We start from the raw sequence: 13,536 nt of genomic DNA on the forward strand, positions 1-13,536 counted from the left end.
TTATGGTGCTCATTATATCCATTATAGAAAAATACATAGCGAAAACCTCATCCTTTTTAACTTCATGTATCTTTATTTTATGCTTTATTGGTAGGAATTTTATAAGTGGAATTGATGGAGTATTCGGCCCTGGTACTGAAGTTGCTGTTAAAAACTTTCAACATTCAAAGAAGATAAAGCAAGATGGGATAACCAGGGCAGGAACCTGGTCAAAACTTTTCACCTAAAAAAACAGGCCCTTCTCAAAGAGAAGGGCCACTATTTTCATCATCGTTAAGAAACTAATACATTGCTTTTTGTTATATTTTTCAGCAATTGCTTCGCTTCAGTGTATTTGTCAAACACTACTTTCTCTTTATTATTTATATTTAAAGTTTGCTTAATGAGTTCATCTTTTAAGTTAAAGATGTAATTATCTACGACCGTGATATCATATGCTGTTTTAAACTCTGTAGTTAGACAATATGAGTAATCGTCTTTATTAATACTAAACTGTTTTCCTTCGTTAAGAGCAATTGATATTAAATCGGATATTTTTGGACCTTTGTACATTAGTAATTTAGCAACTTGATCGATTGAATTTTGCATTTTAACTCAACCCTTCAATTTTTATTTTTAATCTTCCCACCAACTCAGGCACAAGCTTTTCAGCTTCTTCGAAATCATATGTTTCCCATTCGTCAATGCCACGTTTTAATTTCGTTTTTAGATTAGAGTTGATGTACTTTATACAGTATCCGCTATTTGATCCTGAAGATTTTAAAAAAGCACTTGTGGTATTATTAGGTAATTCGAGACCGGTTAGTTCCAGCCCTGTTTCGCGTAATAAATTTTCAACATACTCAATAATACGGTTTTTGTGTGCATCTTGCAATTCTTCTCTTAGTAGATCTTCGCGTAACTTTTCTCTTTTGTTATTTACTTCCTTCTCAAGATCCCGTTGTCTATTTTCAATAAATTCGCGGATATAATCATCAGGAATATCAGCATCTTGCATTTTTTTCACAGTTTCATCTATTTCCTTTTTTTGCTTTACAATACTAGCTTGAATCATACTCATGTAATGATTTCCAATACCGTCAGTTAAAAACTCCTTTGTAGTGCTAATTATATCACCATCAATTTTAACTTCACCAACACCCAGGTTTTTTTCGAAATCCCGTGATTCAAAATCAACCTCAATTATTTTCTTTCGGTCAGCTTTTTCCTTTTCCCCTGTATAATAAGACCATAACTCATCAAGATCTAATTCAGTATGATAGATAACATGTGCAATATTATCTATCCCATCAACCGGATTACCCTCCTGGATAATTCTTAAAGATCTCCCAATAAATTGTGCATAAGGAGCTAAGCTTCTAAATGGTCGGAAAATGGCCGCAATACTTATATTGGGATGATCAAAGCCCTCTCCTAACATATTGACATTAACTAACACGTCAATTTGTCCTTTTTTAAAAGCAATAATTATCTTTTCAGAGTCATCTTGACGGTCACTGGATACATAATCAGCCGTTAATCCGGCCCTATTGTATAACTCCATTATGTCTTTGGCATGTTCTATACTACAGGCCACGGCAATTATTTGATGATGAGCATTTCCGTATTGCCTTTTTTCTCTAAGTCGTTTTATACTCATATCAACTATAGTTTTATTGCATTCTGGTGCATACGCAACCGTTCTTGTTAGCCAATTTGAGTCCATTATCTCCAGTGCTTTTTCTTTATTTACTGGTTCACCATCGATAACAAATTGTAATTTTTGATTTGTATAGTCCTCTGCTACCAGATTTTTCACATACTTATCCTTTATCGCATCTGATAATGAGAATTCGTATACTATTTCACCTACTAATTTTTTGTTATCTGCTCTGAAAGGAGTAGCAGTTAACTTAACAATTTTTTTTGCATTAAAATGATTTAAGGTTTCTTTCCATGATTCAGCTTCTGCATGATGTGCTTCATCTATAATAATCATGTCAAAAAAGTCTTTATCCAGAAGATTAACTAATGCTTTTTTTGAAGAAGAACTATAAACTTTGTGGATATTTGCTATTATAATGTTAGATTCATTAAGTTTTCCTATAATTCTTTTTTTATCTGCTGGTGTTTTAAAACCAACATAACGATATACTGTTGGTAAATCATTGTCATCAATAATAATATTGCGTTTTGTCCAGAAGTTAAATTGACTTCTAGTGTCAAAATCATCAGAAATACCCTCTCTAATTATGAGGCTTGGAGTAATAACTAAAACGCGGCCGTCACTTATTTCAAAAGGAGTAATACCGATTACCCCAGTTTTACCTGTTCCAGTAGGTAAAACTATAATTTTGTGAGTATTTGAATCTTTCTGAAAGGAACTTTTCAATTCTCTGTGAGCGGACCGTTGTGGGGTTCTTAAGCCAGAGTTACCATGTATAAATGCCTTTGTGCTTTTAAAGTAAGATGTTGACATGTGCGCTATACCTCCAATAAATAATATGTAATGAGAAACCAATTTAATTAAATCAATAATACCATTTATTACTAGGTGAAAAGAGAGAGTAATGGAAAATGTTATAATTTTAGGTTTTTTGTGGGAATATATCAATTATACATTACGCTGTTTATATAAAAATATTTGATATACTTTAATAAAAATGGAGGTAGTCAATATGATTGAAGTTCTTATTGATCATTCTTATGAGGATGATTATTTTATGATTTCAGCAGTTTCAATACAAATAAAGGATGAATTTGAAAAAGAACGTATTGAGAAATTAGTAGAGAAGAACAATATGGTTGGCTCTTTAGTTAACGGTGATAGAGGTTTAGCACTTCGAATAGCAGATGAATTAAAAGTACCTGTTAGTATTATTAATATAGAAACAAATGAAATAGACTTAATGTAGTATTGAGAAAAAATACAGACTAACAGAGGACTGAAAAGTTTTAATCCTTGATGTTTTAAAGAAAGTTGGAGAGGCTGCGGTATAAGAAAGAGGAATCTCCCATTTTAAAGCAATATAAAATAAGAATGGCACCAAAATTAAATTGGTGCCATATCGGTGCCAAAAGAAATATAGTTTAATACAGTCTGGTGAATAGATGAATGGTTTATATGAAATGAATTACTTTATTAATAGAAGGAAATAGGTTGATATTGTTGAGGAAATCACCGCAATGCATGGGCGGCATGATGTAATAAGGGGTTTAAAACCTTGTTATATCAATGTCTAAAATGATAATATGATTTTCTTGTCCTCGGATTTGTCCTCACATCGAATCCATGACAAAAAATGCTAACTATAAGAGAAGGTCTTTCATCAGTTTGCTAAACTGTTGGGAGGCCTTTTCTTCCATATTGGCGGTCATATGAGCATAAGTATTCATTGTCGTATTTATATCCGTATGTCCAAGCCGCTGTTGTATTTCTTTAATGCCGACTCCAGCCTCAATTAATAGTGAAGTGTGGGTATGCCGAAACGAGTGTGGAGTGATGTTTTTTTCAATTCCTGATTTTTTCAGAAGTCGTTTAAGCCGGGTATTAACTACTTTTCATAATTGTGGGTGTCCATCCTCTCGAGCAAAAATAAATCCGTTATCCTGGTAAACAAGGCCGTTTTTTAATTTAATCTCATTCTGTTTAATGCGGTGCTTCTTTAACATGTTAATCAGCATTTCATCAATCTTGATTGCACGGACAGATCCCTTTGTTTTTGGTGTTAAAAGCTGATATTTCTCAATATGGTTGTTAGGGTTATAAAGTGTTTTTGTCACGCGAATAGTGCTTTGTTTTTCGTTAAAATCTGCCCATTTTATGGCCAATAATTCGCCAATTCTTAAACCAGTATACGATAATACCGTGAAGATTAAATGATCCATTTCAAGCCCATCAGATTGGGCTAATTTTAGAAAATGAGCAAGCACCTCTTTTTCCAAAAAAATAATCTCTTCTTCAGCTTTCTCCAGCTCTTCAATACTTTGCTGCTTTTTAGGCATTTTGAAATCCTCAGTAGGATTATTTTTTATCAGCCCCCGAGTTAATGCTTTCCGAAAAATCATTCTTCCACAAGCATGAATACCATCCATATAATTTTGACTGTATTTTTCGTTTAATTCCAGGATCCTTTCCTCATACATTTTCTTAGTGATGCGGCTTATAGGAACGGCCCCCAATCACTAATGAAATGCTTCATTTCCTTTTCCCTGGCTCTTACACTGCTAACTTTTACGCCACTACGACTATATGTTTTAAGCCAGTCATGGGCGTTTTTTCCAATTAATGTATTCGTTTTGCAGTGCCCTCGCATAAGGGGATTTATTTTATCTTTGAATATGTAGTAGTAGGAATTATCATCAGAATAGATAATGTACATGGTATCCGAGTATTTGGAAGGTACTGAATTAAAAATATCTCGTACGAAATTGCTCTTGGGCGATCTTTAGTTTAGGCATTGTACCGGCCAACTCTTATTTTCCCATTAATATGAAACCGAGTGTTATTAAAAAAAGTGAAAATATTGAAATCAAATTTAAAAAATTAAGGAACTTGTCCATTCCAAATAAATTTCCCATCATATAATACCGTATCTCTTATTAAAGGGTGGTGAAAAATTGAGTAATGATAAAAAATGTAAAGATTGCGGGCATAAAACATGTCAATGCGAATCTAAAGTAAAGCAAAAAGTCGTGGTCAAGGTAAACGCACCTGCTGGAACAACAGGAGCAACAGGACCTGCTGGAGCAACAGGAGCAACGGGACCTTCAGGAGCAACAGGAGCAACGGGACCTTCAGGAGCAACAGGACCTTCAGGAGCAACAGGACCTTCAGGAACAACAGGAGCAACAGGACCTGCTGGAGCAACAGGAGCAACGGGACCTTCAGGAGCAACAGGAGCAACGGGACCTTCAGGAGCAACAGGACCTTCAGGAGCAACAGGACCTTCAGGAGCAACAGGAGCAACAGGACCTGCTGGAGCAACAGGACCTTCAGGAGCAACAGGACCTTCAGGAGCAACAGGACCTTCAGGAGCAACAGGACCTTCAGGAGCAACAGGACCTTCAGGAGCAACAGGACCTTCAGGAGCAACAGGACCTTCAGGAGCAACAGGACCTTCAGGAGCAACAGGACCTTCAGGAGCAACAGGACCTTCAGGAGCAACAGGACCTTCAGGAGCAACGGGACCTTCAGGAGCAACAGGACCTTCAGGAGCAACAGGAGCAACAGGACCTGCTGGAGCAACAGGAGCAACGGGACTTGATGGAGCAACAGGAGCAACGGGACCTGCTGGGGCAACAGGAGCAACAGGAGCAACGGGACCTTCAGGAGCAACAGGAGCAACAGGACCTGCTGGGGCAACAGGAGCAACGGGACCTGCTGGGGCAACAGGAGCAACAGGAGCAACGGGACCTTCAGGAGCAACAGGAGCAACAGGACCTGCTGGGGCAACAGGACCAACGGGACCTGCTGGGGCAACAGGAGCAACAGGAGCAACGGGACCTTCAGGAGCAACAGGAGCAACAGGACCTGCTGGGGCAACAGGAGCAACAGGACCTGCTGGGGCAACAGGAGCAACGGGACCTGCTGGGGCAACAGGAGCAACGGGACCTTCAGGAGCAACAGGAGCAACAGGAGCAACAGGACCTGCTGGGGCAACAGGAGCAACGGGACTTGATGGAGCAACAGGAGCAACGGGACCTTCAGGAGCAACAGGAGCAACGGGACCTGCTGGAGCAACAGGAGCAACGGGACCTGCTGGGGCAACAGGAGCAACGGGACCTGCTGGGGCAACAGGAGCGACTGGAACTCCTGGAGCTGGTGCTATAATTGCATATGCGTCAGGTACTCCTGTTGCACTTACGAGTGTTTTAGGAGGATTACTTGATACTGGGGCTCTTATTGGGTTCGGAAGTTCTTTTGAGGGTGTTACTATTGGTGGAGGAACAATTACTCTGAGCCCTGGTATCGGAGGCGTTCTTGACTTCGCATTCGTGGTTCCTCGTGCCGGAACTGTATCATCAATATCTGCATTCTTTAGTACGACAGTGGCAGCAATTATAGGTACACCTGTTACCGTAAGAGCAGAATTATATACGGCACCTGCAGCTAGCAATACCTTTTCTCCATCAGGCGCCTTTGTACTTTTATCACCAGCTTTAGGACCTATAATTAACCTTTTAGACGTTTCTACTGGTACTGCTGCAACGGCACTCCCGGTTGTTACAGGGGATAAATTATTAATGGTTTTCTCTATAGATACTGCAGTTGCTGTTCTCACATCTCTTGTAGGTTTTGCAAGCGCAGGTATTGTAATCGATTAATTTAATTTTGTTAAAAATCTTCAAATTCAAAACTCAGTTACTGTTTAACAAAAAGGATAAAAAAACGGGAAGGATTATTTAAGTAAACCTTCTCGTTTTTATGTGTATTCAGTTTGAGTTTGAAAAATTATTAGTAAAAATCTCACCTCCCAAAATGATTAATACAGATCAGCATATTTTCATACAAAGGAGAATAGAAACGTTTTTATAAAAAATCCTAATTATTACACGTCATAATTTTTAAAAAACTTTTCATTTGTCTTCACACTTGAGTCATTCGGTCGATATACTTTGGCCCTATTATTATGTTCTTCAGCTAGTTTTTGCTCTCCTGTTTCCCAATAACATACACATAACTGAAGATGTGGATACCATGTTGAATATGCCTCTTGCCTAAACCCAGGGTTATTAACTGCCTCTTTTTCAAGAGCTAGGCGGTACCATACAATGGCTTTGTTGAATTCTTTGTTTTCTTTATATAAGTCCCCTAATCGACATGAAGCTTCAGGTCGTGGTACATCATAAATAAATGACATCACAAGTGATTCTTTTTCTTTTATCAAATTACCAAGGTTTCTATAACACTCCGCCATGTTTATACAGGCACGGATTTCATCTTCAATCCATCCTTTTTTTGTATCTAAGAAATTGTGATAATACTTTATAGCTTTCTGAAAATCGGCATGGTCTTTTAATTCATTTGCATAATAATATAAATCCCTCGGTGAAAAGTCTTCTCCATTTTTTAGACGATTTTCATAAATAAGAATGTTTCGGTCACTTTGAACAGATTTAGTTTTATCCGATTTTCGATGAGTAATAGCTATATCAGCTGTATAAATATTACCGCTAACTTCTAAATATTCATGTACAAGACCAATCCATTTGAATTTTTTCTCTCTTCTTACTAAACGGTTTCTCCTATAACTAAAGGTTGGTTGGCCGTATTCATCGAAAGCGATATTGTAAATCATAGAAACCGCATCAATTGAAGCATTTAGATTTTTCTTTAGTATTTTAAATTTTTGATGATCTTCTTTTAGTAAAATATCATCTGCATCTAACCATAAAATATAGTCCTTTGTAGCATGACTAAAAGCAAAGTTTCTTGCAGCCGAAAAATTATCAAACCATTCAAAATCAAAAATCTTTTCTGTGAAATTCTTTGCTATATCCTTAGTCTTATCCATTGAACCTGTATCAACAATAATTATTTCATCACAAATTTCCTTTACACTACTTAAACATTGATGCAAAACCTCTTCTTCATTTTTCACGATCATACAAAGAGTAATTGTACACATAGCCATCACCACTCAAATATATTAGTTATTCCTAATATATGTATCTCAAAGTGTTTCGTAACATAATTAAATTCTTTTATTAACCAAACTTTGAATCCGTTTTTCTCTTTATCTAAACAATCTTTAGATCCGAACAACTGGGGAGCAATATGACTAATGAACTTTTAGAATTAATAACGTATTAATTATTAAATCTCCTGGATAGGGATAAATAATGTCGACTATATTGGTTATTTTTTAACCACGTACAACACGCTCTAACGTATTTCAACTGATCTAAGAGGTGATCGTCACGATTATCTTCGTGTCTATTTTTCAGTTCAGATAAAACGATAGCACGTAAATGTACAACAAGTTCCATTAAGTTTACTTTTTTTCTAACACGAGGCACATCATCTTCATTATCAAAAAGATTGATCAAGGGACCAAAAATAAATTGATTGGTATCATAAGCAATAGCTTTTAATAAATCTTTGTGATCGTCAGTTGGTTCATATTCATTAAAATTTTGGACTTGTCCAAGATACCGGTCAATCTATCTATTTCCCAGTCACGAAGCGCATCTTCAATTATCTGCCGATTCCCAAGAACTGTTGCATTGATTGCTCGAATAATCTCCATTGTTCGTGGCTCATCTTGTCTTGCTTTTTCTCTTTCCAAGTAAGCATTTATTGCCGCAATAATGACTTGATAAACATTCATAAATAACCTCCTATACCTGTTGTTCATGGGAACATTTTTTCAATCAATATGGAATGAATCAAATCGTTAAGGAAGACTTTATAGGAATATTGAAATTATCATTCAATAATGAAACAAATGATATTGCAGATGTTGATCAAGAAATTAGATTAATCCAACAACAACAAAAGAGAGGTTATTTTGTCGACGACCAAAGGTCTGAACAAAAAATTCGCGTTGGTCACAAAGTGTTCGCCGATCAAGTAAAGCTAAACTATGGATATAAATGTGCTATTACGGGGATTACTACAAAAGATTTTTTAGTATCATCACATATTGTCCCATGGTCTGAAAATAAAGAATATAGGCTAGATCCACAGAATGGGATTTGTCTTTCGGTTTTGGTGGATAAGGCCTTTGATAAAGGATACATAGGGATCTCTAATGAATACAGAGTAATTTTTGCACCAAAATTATACAAGGATGTTGTTTTATCAGAGCTGCTAAGGCCTTATGAAAATAAGAAGATAAAGTACCCGAACTTTGCTCCACCTAAGAAGGAAATTTTTGGAGTGGCATCTAAAAGAAAGATTTAATAAGTAGTATGATTGCATACTCGATTCCCTATGGGAATCAGTGAACATCCTAAGAGGTTCTATCGACTCCAATGACTGTCTGACTCGCGAAAACGCTATTAATTAGTAAGTGTGCTCCGTTTCGTCGAGGGCATCCCTTAGGGTGCTTTTACCTTTTAATACATACTCGTCAAAAGTGACCGGGTTTTTATTTTGCCTTTTTAAGACTTAGAAATATTAAAGGACAAACGCTGATGAACTTTGTCAGCATTTGTCCTCGGGATTGTCCTCGACATTTTTAAAAAATATTTAAAGTTATTTAAGGTGGAATTTTAAAAACGTTGAGATGTAGGGCTTTTTAAAACCCTATTTACTTCTATTATATATCAAAATGAATGGGCGGCATGATGAAATTGCCTTCTGAACCCTTGGTATGACTGGGTTTGTATGTAAGGTGAAAGTGAAATGCCAACATTTTTCTAAGGTTAATCTAGAGGCTTCTCATAAGAGAGGCTTCTTTTATATTTCTTGGGTTACGTGGAGATGCACATTTTTCGTAATTTGATCGTCAGTATAACCTAAACGATCCATAATTTGTTCGAGAGTGACTCGGGCCTCGGCAAGCAGAGATGTATGAGTGTGTCTTAGACTATGAGGTGTTAACTCTTCATTCAAACCTGCGATAAGCAGCCTTTTCATTCGATCTGGCACATTTGTAATCACGAGCCTTTGCTATGTATAACTCTGTTTTCTTTCACCACTTACTGTTTTTATTTAGTCGACGAACAGGAACAATTCATGTGAATATAAAAGATATAATTTATCTTTAAAAATAAGACTTTTTAATAACAAACAGGAAGGTATATTAAATGACAAATCCAAATAAAATAGTTGTTGCTCTTAAAGGTGTCATTGTCAATGAAGGAAAAGTTTTGATCGTTCAACGTGATAAAGACGATGAAATTGGCGGAGGAACTTGGGAATGTGCTGGCGGGAAAATTGAATTTGGGGAGGATTTAGAAACTGCACTTTTACGTGAAATTAAAGAAGAAGTAGGTTTATCTGTTGCAGTAGAGAAGATTTTATATGCAGCCACATTCAAAACTGATCCAATGAGACAAGTTGTTATTTTGACCTATTTATGCAGCAGTAATACTAAAGAAGTTATACTATCCAAGGAACACTCTGACTTCAAATGGGCAACTAAAGATCAATTGAGATTATTATTGCCTGAAGAAATAATAAGTGATTCGAGAAAAATAATATTTTCTCCTTGGAAGTATTGAATTAAGTTTTTGGGTCTCTGTAAAATCTTTTGAAAGTCTATGTTACTTGAAAGCAAGTATAAGTCTTCAAGGATTTTCTCTCTTAAGCCTCGAACCAATTTGCTGAATTTGTAAGAGGTATTTTTATGATTTGTTGCTTAGACGAACACTTTTGAGGTTACCGCATCTAATTGTTGGCGGCCGTGTATTACTGCCTTAAATATTCTTTATTATGAAACGGTAAACTAATTGCTGAAGAAAAGAATATGACTCACCATTTGAAATATTTTATTGTTTACCAACAGGCAAGTTTCCAGTTATAATAAGGAATGTTAAATTTCGGTTATCGAAACATTTGTGTTTGTGTATTGATGATGAAAAAATTAAATAAAGAAAGGCGAGAGCATCTTGGATAAATCTAGCGGAAAGAAACGGCTTCAGCTTGCTGTGCTTTTAGGATCATTAGGAATTTTGGGTCCTTTTACAATTGATACGTATTTGCCGTCCTTTCCTACAATCGTAAATGATTACCACACGACCCCGTCACTCGTTCAAATTAGTTTGACATCCTGTTTATTGGGTCTTGGTTTAGGGCAATTAGTCATCGGCCCATTAAGTGATGTGAACGGACGCCGGAAACCTTTGTTGTTTTTCCTTGGTTTATATATCTTGGCATCCCTGACATGCTCATTTTCACCTAATATCTATTTCCTTATTGGGTGCCGATTTGTACAGGGGTTTGCAGCCTCAGGCGGAATTGTTATATCAAGGGCCATTGTAAGGGACCTTTATAGCGGGAAGGAACTGACAAAGTTCTTTTCTTTAATCATGCTGGTAGGAAACCTCGGGCCCATTGTAGCCCCGATAGCCGGAGGAGCGATTCTTGCTTTTAAAGGATGGAATTGGGTTTTTATTGTATTGGCATGTATTGGGATCATCTTAATCTTTACTGTTGCATTTAAGTTAAAAGAGACGCTGCCGGCTGGAAAGCGTGTACCGAGTAATTTACCTTATGTATTAGGGAATTTTGGAACGTTATTTAAAAATAAAGAGTTCATGGGCTATGCATTAACACAGGGGTTTATCACTGCCGGTATTTTTGCCTACGTTTCTGGCATACCGTTTGTCTATCAGAATGTTTACGGTGTGAGCCCCCAGCAATTTAGTCTTTTGTTTGGGGTCAATGGGCTCGCTTTGATCATTGGAAGCCAGTCAGTCGGCCGCTTTAATGATAGCATTTCAGAAGGGACTTTCCTGAAAATAGGCCTAACCCTTGCGAATGTATCTGGTTTATGGCTATTGATTGCACTCTTACTAAAAGCGCCGCTTATTGGTGTCGCTATCCCGGTTTTCTTCTTTTTATCATCCATTAGTATAATCGGGACGACATCTTTCACCTTGGCCATTCAGTCACAAGGACATATGGCGGGCAGCGCTTCTGCTTTATTGGGGGTATTGCCTTTTGTTATGGGCTCTCTTTCTGCCCCGATTGTAGGAATTGGCGGAGCGTACACAGGAGTTCCAATGGCCGCCGTCATTTTTGGCGCCAGCGCTTTGGCTTTCCTTTGTTATTTCATCCTGGTGAGAAAAACCAAAAACCAGGAGACACTTTCCATGGCCAATCGGAAAGCTTGAAAAATATGATAAGTTTTTAAAAACTGCATAAGTTCATGCATCCTGTTGAATCAGAGGCATGAACGCAGACTAAAAAGGATAGAAAGAGCATATTCATTGGTGCTTATCTATCCTTTTTATTTTAAATAATAAGCCACAATTTCCTGTTGAACCATAACCTATTCCACTGGAAATTTTTGTTATTAACGAGGTAGATACTGTCCAGAATCAGGATTACTCCTAAGTTATAGTAAGCGGCCACCTACCATTTGATTACCCCTTCTTGAACTTCCTTTATAACCCTTCAAAACACACAATGAAATTTTTTATAGTTTCTAGTTGTTTGGCCTTCATATAGAAGGAATCCTTCACCGCCGGGTACTTTACTGAAGATGTAAACAATATCTGAACCGAAATAGTGAACCCTGATTTTAACGAAGAAGAAATTCTTCTATACCAATGACGACTTAAAATATCAATTTCTATTAATCACTGTCAATTAGACATTACTTCCAATAACGAAAATTGAAGCCACGATTACATTTTTTTGTGTTATTCTTTTTTTGTTAATGCAAAAATTGGAGGGAATTGGTATGGATACAGTAAAGCTTGAGAAATCATTAAAATCGATTGGTAAGAAATCTTTCGTCGAAGATTATAATATTTATAGGGATTTCAATATGACAACGAATGAAAAAGTTGTTAAACTTGCTGAAAAATATACAGCTAGTGGTGCAGCAATAAGAGTTTCTTTTGCTAATGATATATTCAAGGATAAAAAACAAGAAGACGCATTACGGATTATTATTGATTCTCCAAGAATATCAGAAAATGTTAAAGCACTAGCTCGAAAGTATTTATTTGAGTTAAGAGTACAAGCATAATAAATATTGAAAGAAAATTACATCCTGTTAAAATTAGAAAAAATCATAATAAAAACTGATTGTGTAACGGTTAAGGCTAACACAGTCTAATAAAGAGAATTCACATTTAATTTTTAAATCATTATACAAAAAAAAACCCCATAAAGTAGTTTCCTGCTCCATAGGGTGCCTATTACAAGTCTAAATGTATTCAACAGATTCTCATTAAATGCCCGAAATTTAAGGAGCTGTTCAAATCTGTCCGGTTCTCTTCTTGAATCGCCCTGCAAGCGGCACTACAATGATGCCGGCTAGTACGACCTGAATAATGTTTCCTGGGATGGAGCCGAATGGCTGTATCCAGTTGCCGTAAAGGATAACTTCGGCAAAATAGTAGCCCACGATTTTTATAATCAGGGCAGCGGCTACTGCCAGTGTGTTTACCAATGCTCTTTTGCCGGGTGCCTTCTCAGATATGAGGCCTGCTATAAAGCCCATGACACCTACAATGATAAAGGTGAAAGGCGCCCAAGCGGCCCAGCCGGAGAAAAGATCAGATAAACCCATTCCGAAGGCGCCTGCTATGGCCCCCGTTTTTTTGCCGTAAACCATGGCTGCTATGAATAGAGGCACGTTGCCCAGATGGATGAGGCCGCCGTTGCCTATTGTTGGAAGCTTTATGTGGATGAACATGGTAGCTACAAGGGTTAATGCGATAAAAAGGGCGTTCATGACTAAGGCCCTTGTTTTAGCTGTTTGTGTTTGTGGAAATGTTGAATTCACCGGATGACCTCTTTCTTTTTTTACATATTATCATACTCCAAATCTGACCGTTAATAAATATGTCAGAACTATTTATTTGAAACATGTTCAAAGTTGATTACAACCGCTATAGCGATAAGTGTCTATAAGAAGAAAGGCAATTGGA

Annotated in this window: 12 protein-coding genes and 2 pseudogenes; 7 read left to right on the top strand and 7 right to left on the bottom strand. The window is 37.0% G+C overall.

The annotated features are described in order from the left end of the window. Positions 1–2 precede the first annotated feature (2 nt). Entirely contained in the window at positions 3–227 is a 225-nt protein-coding gene (locus ACN6MY_RS03830) for a peptidoglycan-binding domain-containing protein (protein ID WP_419882813.1), read from the top strand. A gap of 46 nt (positions 228–273) precedes the next feature. On the opposite strand, the gene ACN6MY_RS03835 is transcribed toward ACN6MY_RS03830, so the two are convergent. Together ACN6MY_RS03835 and ACN6MY_RS03840 are read right to left on the bottom strand one after the other, a co-directional pair. Beyond that, positions 274–588 carry a hypothetical protein gene (locus ACN6MY_RS03835; RefSeq protein ID WP_419882814.1) on the bottom strand — a complete coding sequence of 105 codons (315 nt, stop codon included), beginning with the start codon at positions 586–588 and terminating at the stop codon, positions 274–276. Between the two features lies 1 nt (position 589). Further along, on the bottom strand, positions 590–2,458 hold the full coding sequence (locus tag ACN6MY_RS03840; protein WP_419882815.1) for a DEAD/DEAH box helicase: 1,869 nt from the start codon (positions 2,456–2,458) through the stop codon (positions 590–592). Between the two features lie 199 nt (positions 2,459–2,657). On the opposite strand from ACN6MY_RS03840, the gene ACN6MY_RS03845 reads away from it, so the two are divergent. Then, positions 2,658–2,894: a hypothetical protein gene (locus tag ACN6MY_RS03845; RefSeq protein WP_419882816.1), complete on the top strand. Its 237-nt coding sequence runs from the start codon at positions 2,658–2,660 to the stop codon at positions 2,892–2,894. A gap of 394 nt (positions 2,895–3,288) precedes the next feature. Here the strand turns inward: ACN6MY_RS03845 and ACN6MY_RS03850 are convergent. Continuing rightward, a pseudogene (locus tag ACN6MY_RS03850) lies at positions 3,289–4,125 on the bottom strand (tyrosine-type recombinase/integrase). A 474-nt stretch (positions 4,126–4,599) separates the two neighbouring features. Between ACN6MY_RS03850 and ACN6MY_RS03855 the strand changes: the two are divergent. Continuing rightward, entirely contained in the window at positions 4,600–6,306 is a 1,707-nt protein-coding gene (locus ACN6MY_RS03855) for an exosporium glycoprotein BclB-related protein (RefSeq protein WP_419882817.1), read from the top strand. A 224-nt stretch (positions 6,307–6,530) separates the two neighbouring features. Here ACN6MY_RS03855 and ACN6MY_RS03860 read toward each other — a convergent pair whose 3' ends face one another. Both ACN6MY_RS03860 and ACN6MY_RS03865 read right to left on the bottom strand, forming a co-directional pair. Further along, positions 6,531–7,610: a glycosyltransferase gene (locus ACN6MY_RS03860; RefSeq protein ID WP_419882818.1), complete on the bottom strand. Its 1,080-nt coding sequence runs from the start codon at positions 7,608–7,610 to the stop codon at positions 6,531–6,533. Between the two features lie 462 nt (positions 7,611–8,072). Next, entirely contained in the window at positions 8,073–8,312 is a 240-nt protein-coding gene (locus tag ACN6MY_RS03865; RefSeq protein WP_419882819.1) for a hypothetical protein, read from the bottom strand. An 89-nt stretch (positions 8,313–8,401) separates the two neighbouring features. On the opposite strand from ACN6MY_RS03865, the gene ACN6MY_RS03870 reads away from it, so the two are divergent. Next, the gene (locus ACN6MY_RS03870) at positions 8,402–8,887 is read left to right on the top strand and encodes an HNH endonuclease (RefSeq protein ID WP_419882820.1); all 486 of its coding nucleotides are present in this window, start codon (positions 8,402–8,404) and stop codon (positions 8,885–8,887) included. A gap of 498 nt (positions 8,888–9,385) precedes the next feature. On the opposite strand, the pseudogene ACN6MY_RS03875 reads toward ACN6MY_RS03870, so the two are convergent. Continuing rightward, positions 9,386–9,568 (bottom strand): annotated as a pseudogene (locus ACN6MY_RS03875) (tyrosine-type recombinase/integrase); the annotation flags it as partial. Between the two features lie 167 nt (positions 9,569–9,735). On the opposite strand from ACN6MY_RS03875, the gene ACN6MY_RS03880 reads away from it, so the two are divergent. From ACN6MY_RS03880 to ACN6MY_RS03890, 3 genes are all read left to right on the top strand, one after another. After that, positions 9,736–10,152, top strand: coding sequence for an NUDIX hydrolase (locus ACN6MY_RS03880; protein WP_419882821.1), 417 nt, complete (start codon positions 9,736–9,738; stop codon positions 10,150–10,152). Positions 10,153–10,539: 387 nt separating this feature from the next. Beyond that, positions 10,540–11,766 carry a Bcr/CflA family multidrug efflux MFS transporter gene (locus ACN6MY_RS03885; protein WP_419882822.1) on the top strand — a complete coding sequence of 409 codons (1,227 nt, stop codon included), beginning with the start codon at positions 10,540–10,542 and terminating at the stop codon, positions 11,764–11,766. A gap of 572 nt (positions 11,767–12,338) precedes the next feature. Continuing rightward, a complete protein-coding gene (locus tag ACN6MY_RS03890) occupies positions 12,339–12,629 on the top strand; it encodes a hypothetical protein (RefSeq protein WP_419882823.1) in 291 nt (96 codons plus the stop codon). Between the two features lie 231 nt (positions 12,630–12,860). Here the strand turns inward: ACN6MY_RS03890 and ACN6MY_RS03895 are convergent, their stop codons facing one another. Continuing rightward, complete coding sequence (locus ACN6MY_RS03895; RefSeq protein WP_419884063.1) at positions 12,861–13,340, bottom strand: ECF transporter S component; 480 nt, start codon at positions 13,338–13,340, stop codon at positions 12,861–12,863. Positions 13,341–13,536 lie beyond the last annotated feature (196 nt).

Origin of the sequence: Peribacillus sp. B-H-3 (assembly GCF_048572925.1) — a bacterium.
Taxonomy (GTDB): domain Bacteria; phylum Bacillota; class Bacilli; order Bacillales; family DSM-1321; genus Peribacillus.